This is a genomic window from Neobacillus sp. BP17, assembly GCF_059579525.1.
This window is the reverse complement of sequence record NZ_CM184198.1, coordinates 1,238,620-1,255,109: the sequence shown is the minus strand read 5'-3', so window position 1 is coordinate 1,255,109 and position 16,490 is coordinate 1,238,620. Positions and strand designations below refer to the sequence as shown.

At 37.0% G+C, this 16,490-nt stretch carries 20 protein-coding genes; 8 read left to right on the top strand and 12 right to left on the bottom strand.

Annotated features, from left to right (window positions below; translation table 11 throughout):
• The first annotated feature begins 22 nt into the window (after nucleotides 1-22).
• The gene (locus AC4QJR_RS05940; protein ID WP_251459030.1) at nucleotides 23-1,096 is read left to right on the top strand and encodes an FUSC family protein; all 1,074 of its coding nucleotides are present in this window, start codon (nucleotides 23-25) and stop codon (nucleotides 1,094-1,096) included.
• 16 nt (nucleotides 1,097-1,112) lie between these two features.
• Here AC4QJR_RS05940 and AC4QJR_RS05935 read toward each other — a convergent pair whose 3' ends face one another.
• The 5 genes from AC4QJR_RS05935 to fabL form a co-directional block, all read right to left on the bottom strand.
• Nucleotides 1,113-2,879, bottom strand: coding sequence for an ABC transporter ATP-binding protein (locus AC4QJR_RS05935; RefSeq protein ID WP_496525628.1), 1,767 nt, complete (start codon nucleotides 2,877-2,879; stop codon nucleotides 1,113-1,115).
• 148 nt (nucleotides 2,880-3,027) lie between these two features.
• Nucleotides 3,028-3,558 (bottom strand): nucleoside tri-diphosphate phosphatase, encoded by a 531-nt coding sequence (gene ntdP / locus AC4QJR_RS05930; RefSeq protein ID WP_098576231.1) that lies wholly within the window; start codon nucleotides 3,556-3,558, stop codon nucleotides 3,028-3,030.
• A gap of 203 nt (nucleotides 3,559-3,761) precedes the next feature.
• On the bottom strand, nucleotides 3,762-4,019 hold the full coding sequence (locus AC4QJR_RS05925; RefSeq protein ID WP_496525627.1) for a YgaB family protein: 258 nt from the start codon (nucleotides 4,017-4,019) through the stop codon (nucleotides 3,762-3,764).
• 299 nt (nucleotides 4,020-4,318) lie between these two features.
• Nucleotides 4,319-4,762 (bottom strand): gamma-type small acid-soluble spore protein, encoded by a 444-nt coding sequence (locus AC4QJR_RS05920; protein WP_496525626.1) that lies wholly within the window; start codon nucleotides 4,760-4,762, stop codon nucleotides 4,319-4,321.
• A gap of 75 nt (nucleotides 4,763-4,837) precedes the next feature.
• Nucleotides 4,838-5,587, bottom strand: a complete 750-nt coding sequence (fabL, locus tag AC4QJR_RS05915; protein ID WP_098576234.1) for an enoyl-[acyl-carrier-protein] reductase FabL — start codon at nucleotides 5,585-5,587, stop codon at nucleotides 4,838-4,840.
• A gap of 112 nt (nucleotides 5,588-5,699) precedes the next feature.
• Between fabL and yfhS the strand changes: the two genes are divergently transcribed.
• Nucleotides 5,700-5,924 carry a mother cell protein YfhS gene (gene yfhS, locus AC4QJR_RS05910; RefSeq protein WP_251459035.1) on the top strand — a complete coding sequence of 75 codons (225 nt, stop codon included), beginning with the start codon at nucleotides 5,700-5,702 and terminating at the stop codon, nucleotides 5,922-5,924.
• A gap of 23 nt (nucleotides 5,925-5,947) precedes the next feature.
• Here yfhS and mutY read toward each other — a convergent pair whose 3' ends face one another.
• A complete protein-coding gene (gene mutY, locus AC4QJR_RS05905; RefSeq protein ID WP_496525625.1) occupies nucleotides 5,948-7,048 on the bottom strand; it encodes an A/G-specific adenine glycosylase in 1,101 nt (366 codons plus the stop codon).
• A 126-nt stretch (nucleotides 7,049-7,174) separates the two neighbouring features.
• On the opposite strand from mutY, the gene AC4QJR_RS05900 reads away from it, so the two are divergent.
• The gene (locus tag AC4QJR_RS05900) at nucleotides 7,175-8,155 is read left to right on the top strand and encodes a metal-dependent hydrolase (protein ID WP_496525624.1); all 981 of its coding nucleotides are present in this window, start codon (nucleotides 7,175-7,177) and stop codon (nucleotides 8,153-8,155) included.
• Nucleotides 8,156-8,252: 97 nt separating this feature from the next.
• Here the strand turns inward: AC4QJR_RS05900 and AC4QJR_RS05895 are convergent, their stop codons facing one another.
• On the bottom strand, nucleotides 8,253-8,522 hold the full coding sequence (locus tag AC4QJR_RS05895; protein ID WP_026564354.1) for a YfhJ family protein: 270 nt from the start codon (nucleotides 8,520-8,522) through the stop codon (nucleotides 8,253-8,255).
• Nucleotides 8,523-8,648: 126 nt separating this feature from the next.
• Between AC4QJR_RS05895 and AC4QJR_RS05890 the strand changes: the two genes are divergently transcribed.
• Nucleotides 8,649-8,825 carry a small, acid-soluble spore protein K gene (locus AC4QJR_RS05890; protein ID WP_098576239.1) on the top strand — a complete coding sequence of 59 codons (177 nt, stop codon included), beginning with the start codon at nucleotides 8,649-8,651 and terminating at the stop codon, nucleotides 8,823-8,825.
• 68 nt (nucleotides 8,826-8,893) lie between these two features.
• Here the strand turns inward: AC4QJR_RS05890 and AC4QJR_RS05885 are convergent, their stop codons facing one another.
• Nucleotides 8,894-9,211, bottom strand: coding sequence for a YfhH family protein (locus AC4QJR_RS05885; RefSeq protein ID WP_098576240.1), 318 nt, complete (start codon nucleotides 9,209-9,211; stop codon nucleotides 8,894-8,896).
• A gap of 89 nt (nucleotides 9,212-9,300) precedes the next feature.
• Between AC4QJR_RS05885 and AC4QJR_RS05880 the strand changes: the two genes are divergently transcribed.
• On the top strand, nucleotides 9,301-9,978 hold the full coding sequence (locus AC4QJR_RS05880) for an SDR family NAD(P)-dependent oxidoreductase (RefSeq protein WP_496525623.1): 678 nt from the start codon (nucleotides 9,301-9,303) through the stop codon (nucleotides 9,976-9,978).
• Here AC4QJR_RS05880 and recX read toward each other — a convergent pair.
• Nucleotides 9,973-10,803 (bottom strand): recombination regulator RecX, encoded by an 831-nt coding sequence (gene recX / locus AC4QJR_RS05875; protein ID WP_496525622.1) that lies wholly within the window; start codon nucleotides 10,801-10,803, stop codon nucleotides 9,973-9,975. The genes AC4QJR_RS05880 and recX overlap by 6 nt on opposite strands.
• Before the next feature lie 76 nt (nucleotides 10,804-10,879).
• Here recX and AC4QJR_RS05870 point away from each other — a divergent pair, with 76 nt between their 5' ends.
• The 3 genes from AC4QJR_RS05870 (at nucleotide 10,880) to AC4QJR_RS05860 (ending at nucleotide 12,348) form a co-directional block, all read left to right on the top strand.
• The gene (locus tag AC4QJR_RS05870; protein ID WP_496525621.1) at nucleotides 10,880-11,788 is read left to right on the top strand and encodes a TIGR01777 family oxidoreductase; all 909 of its coding nucleotides are present in this window, start codon (nucleotides 10,880-10,882) and stop codon (nucleotides 11,786-11,788) included.
• 120 nt (nucleotides 11,789-11,908) lie between these two features.
• Nucleotides 11,909-12,043, top strand: a complete 135-nt coding sequence (locus tag AC4QJR_RS05865) for a YfhE family protein (protein ID WP_081825373.1) — start codon at nucleotides 11,909-11,911, stop codon at nucleotides 12,041-12,043.
• Nucleotides 12,044-12,159: 116 nt separating this feature from the next.
• Entirely contained in the window at nucleotides 12,160-12,348 is a 189-nt protein-coding gene (locus tag AC4QJR_RS05860) for a YfhD family protein (protein WP_251459048.1), read from the top strand.
• 73 nt (nucleotides 12,349-12,421) lie between these two features.
• On the opposite strand, the gene AC4QJR_RS05855 is transcribed toward AC4QJR_RS05860, so the two are convergent.
• From AC4QJR_RS05855 to AC4QJR_RS05845, 3 genes are all read right to left on the bottom strand, one after another.
• Entirely contained in the window at nucleotides 12,422-13,120 is a 699-nt protein-coding gene (locus AC4QJR_RS05855) for a glycosyltransferase family 2 protein (RefSeq protein ID WP_496525620.1), read from the bottom strand.
• A 30-nt stretch (nucleotides 13,121-13,150) separates the two neighbouring features.
• Nucleotides 13,151-14,998: a glycosyltransferase gene (locus AC4QJR_RS05850; protein WP_496525619.1), complete on the bottom strand. Its 1,848-nt coding sequence runs from the start codon at nucleotides 14,996-14,998 to the stop codon at nucleotides 13,151-13,153.
• Between the two features lie 227 nt (nucleotides 14,999-15,225).
• The gene (locus AC4QJR_RS05845) at nucleotides 15,226-16,464 is read right to left on the bottom strand and encodes a homoserine dehydrogenase (RefSeq protein WP_496525618.1); all 1,239 of its coding nucleotides are present in this window, start codon (nucleotides 16,462-16,464) and stop codon (nucleotides 15,226-15,228) included.
• Nucleotides 16,465-16,490: the final 26 nt, after the last annotated feature.

Below are 16,490 nucleotides of genomic sequence, written 5' to 3'. Positions count from 1 at the left end.
TTTTGAAAGGAAACCAATTAGAATGAAGTTAGGTGCCCGCATATTAAAAACGGGAATTGCTATTGTACTCTCACTTTACTTAGGTCAGTTGTTACACTCTCCCTCACCGGTATTCGCTGGCATTGCCGCCATTTTCGCGATTCAACCAACCATTTATCGTTCCTATTTAACAATTATTGAACAAATTCAAGGAAATCTTATTGGGGCATTACTCGCAGTCGCTTTTGTTCTTCTCTTAGGAAATCATATTATTGTCATTGGATTAGCAGCAATTATTGTCATTGCCATTAATTTAAAGCTTAAACTTGAAAATACAATTGGATTATCGCTTGTTACATTAATTTCGATAATGGAAACCCCGGGTGGAAATTTTATTCCATTTGCTGGAATCCGCTTTTCGACCATTATGATTGGTGTATTTTCTGCCTTTATAGTTAATCTTTTGTTTATGCCTCCAAGGTATGAAAACAAACTTTACTTCAAAATGACGAGCACGACTGAAGAAATCATTAGATGGATTCGGTTAAGCACACGTCATGACTTTGATCATAATCTACTAAAATCAGATATTGTAAAATTAAAAGAGAATATTATTCAAATGAATCAGTTTTACACGATGTATAGAGAAGAACGCAGCTATTTTAAGAAAAAGAGCCTAGAAAAATCACGTAAGCTTGTTATTTATAGACAAATGCATTCAGCTGCCAAGAAGGCACTGGATACATTAAAAAGGCTTCATCGTTTTGAGAATGAATTATTACATCTTCCAGCGTCATTTCAGCAAGCCATACAGGAACAATTGGATTGTCTCATTTACCATCATGAACAACTTATGCTTAGATTCATTGGTAAAATTCCAACCTCTCCCACTGATTCTGAAAATAATGTTTGCTTAAATAAAAAGCAATTATTTGATTTGTTTTTACTCCACCAACAAAAATTTACTGAGCATGACCAGCCGCATTTATTTCATACAATGCAAATCATAGCTTCGATTATCGATTATGGCGAACAGGTTGAACACTTAGATACTTTAATTACAAGTTTTCATTCATATCATCATAATGAAGTATCGATTGAAGAAGACATTCTATAAAAAGAAACCGAAGCAATTATTCTGCTTCGGTTTCTTTTTGTTCTAATTGTTGAACTTGAAAAAGTTTATAGTAATTTCCTTGTTTCGCCATTAACTCATCATGTGTCCCTATTTCTACGATTTGACCATGTTCAATCAGGACAATTCGATTGGCATGAGTTATGGTGGATAATCGGTGTGCAACGATAAAAGTGGTCCTATCCTTAGCTAATGCTTCTAGTGATTCTTGTATTGCATGCTCACTCTCCAGATCCAGAGCAGATGTTGCCTCGTCAAGTATTAAGATAGGCGGATTTTTTAAAAAGACTCGGGCAATCGCCACTCGTTGTTTCTGTCCTCCTGAAAGCTTAACTCCTCGTTCGCCGACCCTTGTATTGTACCCTTCAGAAAGGTTTAAGATAAACTCATCAGCATTAGCAGCTTTTGCAGCCATATAGACCTCTTCTTCAGATGCATCTGGCTTCGCCAATAAAATATTATCCATTACCGATTCACTAAACAAGAGATTATCCTGAAAAACGACACCAATTTTGTCCCGTAGAGATTGAACCTTAAAGTTTCTGATATCTATCCCGTCTAATGTGATTCTCCCACTTGTCACATCATAAAAACGGGGAATCAAACTAACTAGCGTTGACTTCCCCCCGCCGCTCATTCCTACCAGGGCAATCGTTTCCCCCTTTTTCACATGTAAAGTAATATCTTTCAAGACTCTCTCTTCGTTTGCTTCGTAGCTAAAAGACACATTTTCAAATGAAATATCACCGTGTACTTGATTACAAACTTGAGCATCTGGGGAATCAACGATATCATACTTCTCATCTAAAAATTCAAACACCCTGTCCATTGATGCAAATGATTGAGTAATTGTTGTAGAGGAATTCACTAATCTTCGCAATGGATTGTAGAGCTTATCAATATAGGCAAAAAATGCAACCATCGTCCCTAATGATAGCTGGTTCTGAATGACAAGATAAGCAGAATAGCCAATCACAATTAATGGGGCAATATCTGTAATGGTATTAACTGCAGAAAATGCCTTTGCATTCCAGCTGGTATGCTGTAAGGCCTTTTCCAAGAAATTCTTATTTTGCTTATCAAATTGACCCTGTTCAAAATCTTCTATCGCAAAGCTTTTAATTACCGGCATACCTTGAACACGCTCATGCAAATAACTTTGCACCTCCGCAAGTGCTTGTGAACGTTGCCGAGTCAGCTTACGTAGATTCCCAAAAAAATAACTAATCGAAAATGCGTAAAGTGGAAACAACAATATTGATACGAACGTTAGCTTAACACTCATTGAAAACATAAGAATAATGGCGATAATAATTGTGGCAATATCCAGCCAAAGATTCATTAATCCGGAAATGACAAACGTTTTCGTCTGTTCCACATCATTAATGACACGTGAGATTATTTCCCCCGCACGATTATTTGAAAAATATTTAAAACTTAACTTTTGAATGTGAGTATACATCGTATCACGAATATCATAAAGGATTTTACTTGAAGTCCACTGGGCAAAATATTGACGGTAATATTCAATCGGCGGTCGCAGGATGACAAAAACAACAAGCATAATAACCAGAATGAATAAGAGCTTTTCAAGCTTCTGGTCGTGAGAAAGAGTATGACTACCTACAATGTCATCCACAACATATTTAATCAATAGTGGTATCATAAGCGGAATAGAAAATTTAATTACCCCAATGATGATTGTCCCTATCACCTGGAACCGATAAGGTTTTACAAATTGCAGATACCTTAGAATACTGCTCAAAATAGCCCTCCTTTCAAAAAATAATAAGAAGCATGCTATACAATTACTTTTTTACAATAATAAAATCACATTGTTTGCTTCCTTTACACAAAAGCAAATAAAAACCTGTTGATTACATCAACAGGCGCGTAATATCCTCTTTACCCATCTAACGTCTGTATGTTAAATAACGTTCATACCAAATATCAATAAAATCTGGTGCAAATGGGCCATTCCGTTGCCGAATCCATTGAATCAGTTTTTCCACATTCCTTTTTAGGATTTGATCAATCGGATCTGGATAATTCATTTCACGGCGATGACGTTCATACTCATCTTCGTCTAGTAAATTAAAAGTCATATCTGGAAACACCTTAATATCTAGATCATAATCAATATACTTTAGTGCTTCGCCATCAAAAATAAAAGGGGAACTGATATTACAGTAGTAATAAATACCATCCTCACGAATCATTCCAATTACGTTAAACCAGTATTGTGAATGGAAATAACAAATGGCAGGTTCTCTTGTTATCCATGTTCTTCCATCTGATTCTGTCACTAGTGTTCGGTCATTGCCTCCAATAACCAAATTCTGTGTCCCCTTTAATACAGTTGTTTCTTCCCAGACGCGATGGATGTGCCCATTGTGCTTATAGCTATGTATTTGCATTGGTTCACCTTCGATGGGTACGCCCATGTTTCTCCCCTACCTTCATTCCTGAACGCTTTGCAACCCTATTTAAACCGTTAGATAAATAATGACAAAAGGTAACAAAGTACAATTCCTATTTATTACTATTATTATAACGGTTGAGAACAGATTTTAAAACAAAAGAGCCATATTTCGATGGCTCTTTGTAAAAATTTGCGAATTTTTTAGGGAATTATTTGCTTTTCCACCTAAAAGGAAGGTGTTAAGTTCATTTCCCGATAGGAATTGATTACTTCTTCTGTCTGCTTTTCAAAAGTGGACTGGATCCCTTTTAACTCATCTTTCATCAGCCGGATCTCTGATTGGATACTTTCAAGATCCGTTGACTTCTGTAACATTTGAAGCTCTGCTTCGATTTGTTGACAACGCTCAAGTTCTCCTTGAAGAAATAATAATTTCTCCATCGTTACCAATTGCTCGGAAACTAATCTGTTAAAATGATCCATTTCCCTCACCGCCTTCTTATTAGTTCCTAATATGTATTCTTGACCAAGTTGTATTCTCCTTTGAAAATTTATGTAGACATTAGAGAAGTTTTGTCGAAAATAGAAAAGCGGAGGCGCCTTGAACAGGGGCGACAGGCATAAGACGAGCCTGCTTGAAGGTTGCTTTTTAACCTTCAGGACGGATTGGCTTACGACCCCGAGCCCCTAGGCGCTGGAGATAGACAGTTTTCTAAGTAAAATGACCCAGAAAGAAGACACTCTATTCGAATCTAGAGTGTCTTCTTGGTTTTTAACTATTATTAGCTTTGACCGAATTGGCCATTGCCTTGGTTTTTACGGGCTTGAGATTGTTGGTTTTGTTGTCTTACTTCTTGAGCATTTGTTTGGCTTGCAAATTCAGTTCCAAATTGGCCGGATGAGCCCTGAGAACCCTGAGCAAAACCAGATTGAGATCTTTGAGCAGATTGTTGGTTTTGTTGTCTAACTTCTTGAGCATCTGTTTGACTTGCAAATTCAGTTCCAAATTGGCCGGATGAGCCTTGAGAACCCTGAGCAAAACCAGATTGAGATCTTTGAGCAGATTGTTGGTTTTGTTGTCTTACTTCAGCAGCATTTGTCTCGCTCGCAAATTCAGTTCCAAATGAGCCTTGGGACCCAGATTGAGATTGAGCGTTTTGTTGTCTTACTTCCTGGATGTTAGTTCCAGCTGAAGTTTTGTTTGGCTGTTGATTGAATTTTGCCAAGTTAATCACCTCCACGAATATAATGTAACCATGCTTCGTGGAGATTATCCGAAAAAAAATATTATTTAAAAATAATTAAACGAGTAATGAAATTCCACCATCGATAATGATGGTCTGCCCCCTAATCATGCTCGATTCCTCTGATAAAAGGAACATCACACAATTTACCATATCCTCAATTTCCACCATTCGTCCTGCAGGAGTTTTTTCTTTTGCCTCTTGAAGCAGTTCTTCACGATTTGGAAAATGCTTTAATGCTTCCGTATCGACTGCGCCTCCTGAAACAGCATTAACGACGATATTTTTAGGAGCTAATTCAACCGCCAAATATCTTGTAAGTGCTTCTAAGGCCGCCTTTGAAACGCCAACGACCGTATAATTTTCTAAATAGCGAATAGACCCCAGAGAACTAATGCTGACAATTTTACCACCGCCAGTTCGTTCCATTAATTTTGCAGCTTCCTGTGCACAAAACAGCAAAGCTTTGCTATTAATATTTAAAGTCCAATCCCAGTGATTTTCTTCAAGTTCCATTACCGGCCGTTGTACGCCAGAGGCTGCATTATTTACAAACACATCCAGACGTCCAAATTCTGCATCAATTTGGGTGAACATATCTCTTATTTTCGCCACGTCGCCGACGTTTGCTTTAACAACGAGTACTTTTCTGCCTAATGCCTCTATTTGCTCCGCTGTCTCTAGAGCTGATTTTTTGCTTCTAGCGTAATTTATGACAATATCGTATCCTGCTTCAGCTAATCGAAGAGCTGTCGCCTTACCGATACCCCTGCTGCTTCCAGTGATGAGTGCTACTTTTTGAGTCATCAAACTATTCCCTTCTGTATCAAGTAATGTTTTTATTTTATCTTTTCCACGAATAGAAGACAATTAATATTAAACAATAAGAGTAAATTACCTTGGAAAGGAAGAAGTGCTTATGTATGTTGGACGTGATATGACCGAACTGTCAATGATGGCCAAATCTGATTGGAAAAGCAGTGAACTTGCTTTTTTTCATCATTCTTTGCAGCAAATTGCTCCCTATTTAAATAGTGAGGGACAAACGATTCATCGTGAAATTATTGAGGAAATAGAAAGCAGGGGAGGCATTAATAGACAAGAGGCAGATTATACACATGGAACGAAAACAGTATATGATTGAAAAAACGCCGCATTTTGCGGCGTTCATTCCTTTTGGCGTTCTAGATAAAGCTTAAGCATTTTTTGATAGGATACAGGGAAGGCAAATTCTTTCATTTCTTCTAACGAAACAAACTTCCACTGGTCACTTTCCTGAAAATCAGATTGGAACACACCTGTATATACATTAATGTTCCACACCAAATGAGAAAAAACATGTTCAAGCCGCCCAATAATTTTTTCAAGTTTTACTTTTATATTTAGAGAATGCTCAAATAATTCACAAATCTGCTCCCGATCATTTTGTAAGGGATGATGAATTTCAACATTAGGGAACTCCCATAAATTTGCGAGCAAACCTGTTGCCGGCCGCTTGTGAATTAATACCTTTCCATCACCATTTAATAGGATCGCGGCAGCTAGTTGAACATCTCGTGTCTTAGTTTTTTTGGTCTTTATCGGAAGTTCATTTTGAACTCCCTCTTCGAACGCTTGGCAATGCTCTCGAACAGGACATAATAAGCACGAAGGAGAGGTTGGTGTACAGATTAACGCTCCTAATTCCATTAAAGCTTGGTTAAAAGAGGATGGGTCATCGTGTGAAATCAATTCTCGAACTGCTTTTTCAAATATTTTTCGTGAGGAGGATTTGGCAATGTCTTCCCATATGGAGAGAACTCTTGAAAACACCCTCATTACATTTCCGTCCACGGCAGGTTCAGGAATCCCGTAAGCGATACTTAATATGGCACCTGCAGTATAGGGGCCCACACCTTTCAGCCCAGCGATTTGTTCAGGACTATTTGGTACGATACCGCTATACTTCTCATTTACTTCCTTAACTGCTGATTGTAAGTTTCGTACCCTCGAATAATATCCGAGCCCTTCCCATGCCTTCAATACTTTATCTTCCTCCGCCTCTGCTAAATCTTCTATGGTAGGAAACCACTCGATAAAACGATTAAAATAGGGAATGACTGTATCCACTCTTGTTTGCTGCAGCATAATTTCTGATACCCATATTTTATAAGGGTCTTGGTCTTTTCGCCAAGGTAAATCACGTTGTTCGTGTTTAAACCAGGTAATTAAGTCTGATTGAAAAGCAGATTTGTTGATTTTCTCTATATTCTTTAGTTCAATAATCATAACTTTTGTTCCTCCAGATGTAGTTAAACTGTGTGAAAAAAGGCATTATAATAAGTAATATATTTGTTTTACGATAAATCACTGGAGCATGTTTGACAAGAATTATATTTGAAGGAGGATTTCCTTTTGGATACAGGAACACACGTTGTTATGGGTATTGCTATAGGTGGTTTGGCAACTCTTGATCCTGTTGTCGCTAGCAGCCATGCCGCCACGACTAGTGTCTTAATTGCTACGATTGCCGGATCGCAAATACCTGATATTGATACGGTTTTAAAGTTAAAGAATAATGCCATTTACATTCGCAATCATAGAGGCGTTACCCATTCCATTCCAGCTGTAATTTTATGGCCGCTTCTCATAGTTGCCATTATATATCCGTTTTTCACTGGAGCTAATCTATTTCATTTATGGGCATGGACATTTGCAGCGGTCTTTATTCATGTATTTGTTGATATATTTAATGCTTACGGAACACAAGCACTCAGACCCTTCTCTTCAAAATGGGTCGCCTTAGGAGTCATCAATACCTTTGACCCCGTTATCTTTGGAATTCATATTCTTGGAATCATTATTTGGGTATTAGGAGCTGATCCCGGCTATACCTTCTTAGTCATGTATGCCATCATTGTCGGATATTATATCATGCGCTTTAAGGCAAAACATCGTGTAATGGCCGAGATAATAAAAAAAATACCGGATGCAACAGAAATAATTATCGCTCCAACAATGAGGTTCCATCAATGGAGAATTGCTGCCATGAATACGAAACAGTTCTTTGTAGGAAAGGCTATAAATAATGAAGTCGAGATATTAGATTACTTTAACCGAATACCCGTCCCAAAGACTCCAGTAATTGAAGCAGCAAAGAAGGATAAGAATCTGTCAGCGTTTTTATCTTTTTCGCCAGTCTATCGGTGGGAAGTGGATGAATACACAGATTTTTACGAAGTGCGCTTTATTGATTTACGTTACCGGAGCAATGGCCATTATCCGTTTGTTGCTGTTGTTCAATTAGATTGTGACTTGAAACCGATTAGTTCCTATACTGGCTGGGTATTTAGTGAAAAGAAATTACGGAAAAAATTAAGCATCATTCCAAGTTAAAAAAGCGCAAGCGCCCTGGATAGCGGCTTATGGCCTCCTCGAAAGCGCCAGCATCTTATCAGTAAAAAAAGCGGTGACGAAAAGTCACTCGCTTTTTCTAGTTTAAGCTATTTTTTTCCTGCTTCAGAAAGTCCTTGTATTTTGGGTTGGTTGCCACAAATTCGTGTAGCTTTTCCCCATAGTTTTCAATCCATTGCTTAACAATTCTCTCAGTCATGTCACTACCCTTATATTCTCTGCCTGCCTTTGCGTAGGTGGTTTCAAAATCTTCCCAAAGCAGTTCCACCCATGTCCTTGCTTGGTTATAGCTTAGTTGGTTATTTTTACTTAATAGCAGATTTGCTAATTCGTCATGGTAACTGTTCATGTTCACACCTCATTGCCAATTTCTTTTAACATAACCTAAATTAATAAAGCAGATACTAATGGTACGTGGTAAGCAATGAGAATGCTTTGCTTTTCACGTGCTCTCATTCCATTTTGGAGGTATAGCATGAGAAATAAAGAAACTGGGTTCCCAAATCAAAATAACAATAAACTCGAGGGAGAACCTCGGGCTAAGGCAGAATATGCTTCAAAAAGAGCAGATGGCACGATTAATACTCATCCACAAGAGCGCATGCGTGCTTCTGGAGAGCGCGACGACGAATCGCCGCAAGTGTATAAATAGATAGCCATTAACATCGTTAAATAAAGACAAGCCAGAGATTTACTCTTTGGTTTGTCTTTTCATTTTTTCTACTTTTTTAACAAAGAGATTGGCAAGGCCTCTTCATGGCCATCCCCCTTAAGACGATACCCCCATGCAAACACACCATTTAGATAGTCAATTTTAAAATATTGGCCTGGACTACCCTCGATTTCATAAAGTTCTCCTGGTTTAAACTCATTTGGGTTCATTAGGTATGCTTTCGCCATTTGAACCTTTCGTTCTAGAACTGCAAACTCACTTACCATTCCCATTTGTTCTGCTTTTCGTGCTTGCTCCTGAAGTATGCCAATTTCCTGACGTAATTCATGTTCTGTCATTGTACTATAGCGTTTGTCCTGCTGCATTGTTCATTCACTCCCTATTAATCCCTTTATTTTAGTATAGTAACTTTTATATAATTAATAAAGTTTGAAATGAATGAAGGAGATTAGATATGAAAACAATCATAATTACTGGGGCTGGTTCTGGATTAGGAAAAGAATTGGCACACCTTTTTTCACAGAAAGGTTATCATCTACTTCTTACTGGGAGGACGGTTGAAAAGTTAACATCTGCTAGGGATGAAATTGTTGCTGATGGGGGAAAGGCTGATATTCTGCTCTTAGATATTCAAAACGGCGATGATGTATCAAAAAAAGTAAAAGGAATAAGTCATACATATACAATTTCCGGATTAGTCAATAATGCAGGTGTTGGGCATTTCGGTCCATTTGTCGAAATAAATGAACAAGACATGGTAGAAATGATTAATACAAATGTTTTGGGTACTCTTTTGATGACCAAAGAAATTTTACCTTATTTACTTCAAACGACTGATGGAAGAATAATGAATATTATTTCGACTGCAGGTTTGCGTGGAAAAGTAAATGAAGCCGTCTATGCAGCAAGTAAATTTGCTATTAGAGGCTTTACAGAAAGTTTGCAAAAGGAATATGAAGATCACAGCATTAAAATAAATGCCGTTTATATGGGCGGTATGGACACTCCATTTTGGGATCATACCGACCATGTCAAAGACCCTTCCCGTTTCCGTACTCCAAAAGAAGTTGCAGAGATGATTATGGAACAAATCGATCAGGACTCCATTATTATTGAAAGTAAAAAATCATGACTCTTCTTGGTCATGATTTTCCACTTCTGCAAGGTATGATTCAATCAGTTCCATTGGGAAGCCTTTTCGATATAAAGCTTGCTTCATCTTTTGTTGAAATTCAAAGCCGCTGAACTTACTATATTTTCGGAGTGCCTTCTCACCTTGAAATCTGATTGCCTTCATATCCTCATCAGCATCGTTGTTTACTGACGCTTCATTAACGGCAATATTAATGACATCGTATGAATAACCTTTTCTAAGCAACAGGTTCTCCAGCTTTTGTTTTTGGATTTTTAATGATTCTTTAGCGTTCTTTTCGTAAAACTTTCCGCTTATTTTTGCAGCTTTTTCAATTTGCTGCTCCAACGGATATTCCCCTAAGGCAAGCATGATTGTGCCTTCATCAATCCCTTTTTCCTTCAGTTCCATTTTGATGTTCGTTGGACCTTTGTCAGTAGTATTTGCTTGGGTTCGTACATAAGCAAAGGCAAATTCCTCGTCATTTATGTATTTCAATGCGGATAGTTTATGGATAATTTCATTAATGACAGGTTCTTCTATTTCCTTTAAAGCAAGGTAATCCTTGATTTCTTTTTCAGACCTCATCCTTCTTGATAAATAATGGATGGCTTTGTTATATGCTTTACGTATGTCGTCTTGATACTGAATTTCCATAAAGGAGAAATCGTCAAGTTCCATCCCTTTTTTTAATTGGAATTTGATCAGAACATCACTATCGACACTGAAGGCGAATTCCTCTCCCTTCCCCTTGCCGTAATCCATAAAAATATTAAAGCGATCCTGATTTTTTTGCTGAGTGGTGATCTTAGTAATCGTAGCCATGTCATTCACCTCAACATTACTTTACCATAATCCTCATAAAATATTGTAAGATAAACGTACTAAGGGGGCGGAAAAATTGAAAATTACCATTGCTGGTGGAACGGGCTTTGTAGGGAAAGCTCTGACGGAGCAATTGTTGAAAAACAATCATGAGGTAATCATTTTAACTAGAGGCAGAAAAAACACAAATGGAACTAATCGAATTCGTTTTATTCAATGGCAAAGTGAAAATTCAAGCCCCATACAAGAACTTGAGGGTACCGATATTTTTATTAATCTTGCTGGCGAATCGATCAATGGCGGGCGTTGGACACAGCAAAGAAAAGAAAAGATCTTAACCAGTCGCTTAAATTCTGTTAACGCACTGCTAGATATCATTTCTAAATTAAGGACTAAACCAAAGTCACTGATTAATGCAAGTGCTATAGGCATTTATGGAACATCTTTAGAGAAAATTTTTACGGAAAAAGAAAACCATGGGTTCGGGAATGATTTTTTGTCAAATACAGTGCAGCAATGGGAGAATGAGGCGAGCAAGGCCTCTCGGTTAGGAATACGCACCGTTTTTTGCAGATTTGGAATTATTCTGGATAAACACAATGGTGCCCTGCCTAAAATTGCCTTCCCTTACCACTCATTTTTTGGCGGGCCAATTGGGAATGGACGTCAATGGATGTCCTGGATCCATATTGAGGATGTGGTCAATGGTATAATTTTTATTATCGAAAATGAACAAATGGCTGGCCCCATTAATTTTACTGCACCCCATCCTGTAAAGATGTCTGAATTTGGAAAATCACTATCAAGTGTATTGCATCGTCCATACTGGCTGCCTGTCCCAAGTATTGCTCTACGACTGCTTCTTGGTGAAATGAGTACATTGGTTGTTGATGGACAAAAAGTACTCCCGGAAATGCTTTTAGACAATGGCTATCCATTTAAGTACTCAAATCTAAATTCGGCATTGAAAAATATATTTTCATAAAATCCGTATCATTCCTTTCTTAAAAGGTAAAAATGGAAATAAGTACATATAGTGCTTCTATTTTTTACCACATAGCTTGATGACGATTAACTAAAAAAATTGTTGAAAGGAATGAGCAAAATGGCGGAAAAGAAGAAAAAGGATAAGGATCGTGGAAAATACTCTCTAACGAGTATGCAAGAGGTATCTTATCAAAGAGAATTTAAAATGGCAGATCGTGCTGGCGGCTTTCACGACAAGAAAACGAGACTATAGCTATCGAAAGGTTCTGCTGAAGTATTTTCCATTCATGGTTCCCTTTTAAGTTGTAAATCATAGTAAAGGGAGCAATTCTGCTCCTTGGATGTTAACAATGAAAGGGGTTTTTAGTAATGGGTCGTATGCATAATGGAACTGGTAATAGTAATAAAAGTTCACTTCCACAAACACCTAAGAACCTAAAAATTACGGATGGAAATGACGTCGAATATTCTGCAGAATTTGCAGACCATGCAGACCTTGAGGCACAAGCACGAGCGAACGCAGCGAATCAGCGGGTACAATCAAAAAGAAATAAATAAATCTTTATGAAGATGAATTAAAAAAAGAAGCAGGGCATCCTGCTTCTTTTTCGATATATAAGGGGAAAAAGCTTTATATCGAGTTTTTCAAATCCTCATTTGACACTAATGTTTGGAAATCATCTGTAAAGGCGATTATTTCTCCCCATTCCATTAGTTCATTATCGGAAATCTTCCACGTATGTTTATCAGCGTCATTTCTGATAACCGCAAAATGAAATCGGTCAGTTGAAAAGACCTTAAATCCCTTCTCCTTACATTGTTCAATGAAAAAGAAATCCTCAGCTCGATTTACTTTTTCAAATGGAACTTGTTGACAGACATCTTTTCTAAACATTAATGTCGCTCCAGCAACAGTGTCTGTGATTGAATTCTCATTACCTGTTACATGGATCAGCGCTTTTTTATTTTTAAAATAGATAAATACGGAGTTTTTTCCGATAATAGAAATATCTTTATTTTTAAAAGCAGCCATCGAACTTTTAATGTAATCGGGCCCATAATAGTCGTCGTCATCAAATTTTGCAATAATATCATAATTTGATTTCATAATCCCAAAATTTAAACAGTCACCTAAAGTTGCCTTTTCGTGTAGTTGATAAATCTGGACATTGCGATATTTCCTAGCCTCAGTAATCCATCTATCCATATTCATAGAATCCTTATTTAGGATAATGATCAACTCTTTATTCTTCCAGGATTGCTGTTTATAATTTTTAAAAACATTATTGATATTCTCATCTCTTATTGTACAAGTAATAATGGAAACCACACTCTCACTCCTTTAACGCTGAGAATTATTTTATGAGTTCATGACCTTATCTAAAACGGTGGTTAAATTAGTAAACTTTTTAAGGGTTTTAATAGAATTAATTTCTTTTTTCAGCTCATTTATGTCGTCAGAGCCAAAGCCTGCGGCTCCTAAGATATTTATGTGACGGATGTCGATTTGAAGTAAAAGGACAATTGTTTCAAGTATGTGCATGAATTTTTCTTGGAATTTTTGAAATTCCCCTGGATAAGATTGAATGAGTAATTTATATTCTTTTAATAGCTTACTCATTATTAATAAATCAGCAAGACCTGAAATCTCTAATCCGAGTACAAGTACATCGATGTCATGATGCTTCGAAATAAACAGTCCAAGGTTGTTAATTGCTTCTTTCCATTTGCTTTTGCCTACAGGGTGTTCTTGATGATAGGTAATCAAATCATTTCCTGTAATATATGTCGCCCCCATTTTATATAAACGATATCCTAGTTCCCAATCTTCGTAACCGTACAGAACAAAGTCTTCATCGAACAATCCTGCCTGAGTAATAAACTCTTTTTGAATGGAAACATTCCCTGTAAGAAATGCCATCCATGGAAAGGAAAACCCTTCTAAGTCAGCAGCAAAGTTGTCGGTTATCGTTTGGAACCATGGGTATGTTACAACCCCAATATCCTTGAAGGCTTTTCTTGCAATATCACTTTTTTCCAACAACGGGTACGGTTGTTTAATTGAATCTTTATATTTATTAAACCTAGAATTAAGCAAATTATCTTTTTTTGTTAAAGTTGCAATCGTGCTAATTTTCTCTGGAGTAAATTCTGGAAAGATGCATGAATAGATGATTTTTGAATGCATTACCCCTGACAAAATATGCTTATTTTTTGATTGATGGAACTTATGATGTTTTTCAACAAAATCAGGTTCTGTTATCATTTCTGCATCAAGAAAAATAAGAGTGCTCCCTCTTGCTGTACGAATGCCCAAATTTCGTACGCTTGCTCTTCCTAGGTTCTTTTCATTTCGTACATATTTGAAATGATAGGGAGGCTTATAACCTTTTATCTTTTCTTCCGTTTGGTCAGTTGAAGCATCATCTATAAAAATAACTTCCATTTTTGAAGGATTGAACGTTTGATATTCTAGTGAGTAAAGAGTCAGGAGATTTAGTGGATATTTATTTAGGGAAGGAATAATAATACTTACTTCAATATCTTGGCTATTATTTACTGGGGTTTCTTTATTAAGTTTCTCTTTGGAGCTTGTGTCCTTGTTATTTGAGGACTTTTTGGTTTTTGGATTTACTTTCTGTGGTTCTTGTTCATTTACAGTTGGAATTGGCCAAACACCATATAGCCCTTTTTCGTTTCCTGTAAGCTTTTTATTCATAAAATCATTAAGATTTTGTTTTGTCCGGCTATGATCCCAAAGTCTAATTTCGATAATATCACCATTAAAGAACAGACCTGGCAGTCCACCAATCATCCCAGATGGGTAGATATAGTCTTTAGGGCTTCTATCACCTTTTTTTACAAACTTCCCATTAATAAATAGCTGCGGCTCTCTTTCATCATAGACAACCGCAATGTGAATTAGATCATTAATACTGGCTTCATGGACTAACACCGCATATATATTCTCATTCGTATGTTCATAAATCGTTATTCCATTTAGTCCAATTGAAACACTAACTCCCGCATCATTATCGGTCATCCCTTTTCCTGGCCCAATCACATAATTTGTTCCTGTACCATCCACTGACTTTTCCCGAGATTGCTTATCGATATGATGAACATTTTCGGGTAATACCCAAAACTCATAGGTAAATGTATTTTTCAGATTCGTTAATAAACGACCATTTAGGCTATTCCATAACATGACGCACCTCTTCAATTTACTTTTATAAATAACTAGTCCATTTGGGTTTTGCTTTTACACAATATGAATACAATTTGATTTTGACTAGACTTATCCCCATTTATAGGTTGCTTTGTATATATTTTTTTGCTTTTTGTCGATTCCCTCCAATTAGGAGCATAGAAATTCACAAAAAAAAGAGCTTATGCGCTCTTTTTACGGAATAATTGCTTATGATTTCATTCAAACTATATGGCGGCTAATGATACTTCTTTATCATTGCTTTCCATTTCATATTCCCCTAAAATTTGAAAGCAACACTTTATGTTTTGTTCACTCATTAACTGTTTAATTAACTCGGTATTTGTCCGGATGATTGCTGTCTCCTCACTAGTTTGAGTAATCCATGTGACCAATGGGTTTTTAAAATCCTTTGTGAGACCTTGAATTATCCATAATTCGTCTGCATGCTCTTTTTTATCTCCTAAATGAATTGCTGGCGTCTTTGTGAAATACTTATTTGTCCGCTTATTTTGACAGACATAAACTAAATCTTCAATTGCTGCACTTGCTGTTGGAAACATGCCGGCACCTGGTCCTTGTAATGTAATACTACCAACAAGATCTGTGTAAACATTAACGGCATTTTCTACCCCTTCAATAGAATAAAAAGGATGAGACTTTCCAACAAGGACTGGTCTAACAGCGGCTTTAATTTGATCACCTTTCTTACTAATACTTGCAATATGTTTAAACCTAAGTCCAAGTCTTTTTGCTGCCTCGATTAATTCACTTGTAATTGAAGTAATCCCTTCTCGTTCTACATCCTCCCAATTTGGTTCCTCACCAAATGCAATTCTGCTTAGAATCATTGTTTTATAAAAAGCATCAAAGCCCTCGACATCATTGGTTGGGTCTGCTTCAGCAAACCCCTTTGCCTGTGCTAAACTTAGGGCGTCAGCAAAGGACTGCTTCTTCTCACGCATTTCCGTTAAGATGAAATTCGATGTTCCATTAAGTATGCCTTGCACGTGATGAACACGGTTTACGTTTAATAGCTGCCTTAAGGTTTGAATAACAGGTATACCGCCCGCAACTGTCGCTTCGTAACCTACTGAAACATTATGAAGCTTTGCTAACTCGAGCAGGTCATTCCCGTGGTGTGCAAACATTTCTTTATTAGCTGTAATTATGTGACATCCTTTTTGAATCGCTTGTTTTAAAAATGTAAAAGTGGGTTCTTTATTGACGATTGCTTCGACAATAACATCAAGTTGAGGTAGACTTAAAATTTCATTGAAATCTGCAGTGACTAATACATCTTCATTAATATTTCTCTTTTTATGCATATTTCTAATTAGTACGGCTGCGACTTCGACCCTTTTTCCTAATACTCCCTCAAGTTCTTCTGCATGGGATTGTATCGTTCTATAAACACCTTCCCCGACTGTTCCGAAGCCTAGAATCGCTACTTTTATCACAGACATATTGATCCACCCTTCATTTATAATAG

Coding starts and splice junctions, on each gene's coding strand:
- ntdP (WP_098576231.1), bottom strand. CDS start 3,558: ATGGGCGTACCCATCGAAGGTGAACCAATGCAAATACATAGCTATAAG.
- yfhS (WP_251459035.1), top strand. CDS start 5,700: ATGTATGTTGGACGTGATATGACCGAACTGTCAATGATGGCCAAATCT.
- AC4QJR_RS05940 (WP_251459030.1), top strand. CDS start 23: ATGAAGTTAGGTGCCCGCATATTAAAAACGGGAATTGCTATTGTACTC.
- mutY (WP_496525625.1), bottom strand. CDS start 7,048: ATGATTATTGAACTAAAGAATATAGAGAAAATCAACAAATCTGCTTTT.
- AC4QJR_RS05880 (WP_496525623.1), top strand. CDS start 9,301: ATGAAAACAATCATAATTACTGGGGCTGGTTCTGGATTAGGAAAAGAA.
- fabL (WP_098576234.1), bottom strand. CDS start 5,587: ATGACTCAAAAAGTAGCACTCATCACTGGAAGCAGCAGGGGTATCGGT.
- AC4QJR_RS05885 (WP_098576240.1), bottom strand. CDS start 9,211: ATGCAGCAGGACAAACGCTATAGTACAATGACAGAACATGAATTACGT.
- recX (WP_496525622.1), bottom strand. CDS start 10,803: ATGGCTACGATTACTAAGATCACCACTCAGCAAAAAAATCAGGATCGC.
- AC4QJR_RS05850 (WP_496525619.1), bottom strand. CDS start 14,998: ATGTTATGGAATAGCCTAAATGGTCGTTTATTAACGAATCTGAAAAAT.
- AC4QJR_RS05925 (WP_496525627.1), bottom strand. CDS start 4,019: ATGGATCATTTTAACAGATTAGTTTCCGAGCAATTGGTAACGATGGAG.
- AC4QJR_RS05890 (WP_098576239.1), top strand. CDS start 8,649: ATGAGAAATAAAGAAACTGGGTTCCCAAATCAAAATAACAATAAACTC.
- AC4QJR_RS05845 (WP_496525618.1), bottom strand. CDS start 16,464: ATGTCTGTGATAAAAGTAGCGATTCTAGGCTTCGGAACAGTCGGGGAA.
- AC4QJR_RS05860 (WP_251459048.1), top strand. CDS start 12,160: ATGGGTCGTATGCATAATGGAACTGGTAATAGTAATAAAAGTTCACTT.
- AC4QJR_RS05895 (WP_026564354.1), bottom strand. CDS start 8,522: ATGAACAGTTACCATGACGAATTAGCAAATCTGCTATTAAGTAAAAAT.
- AC4QJR_RS05865 (WP_081825373.1), top strand. CDS start 11,909: ATGGCGGAAAAGAAGAAAAAGGATAAGGATCGTGGAAAATACTCTCTA.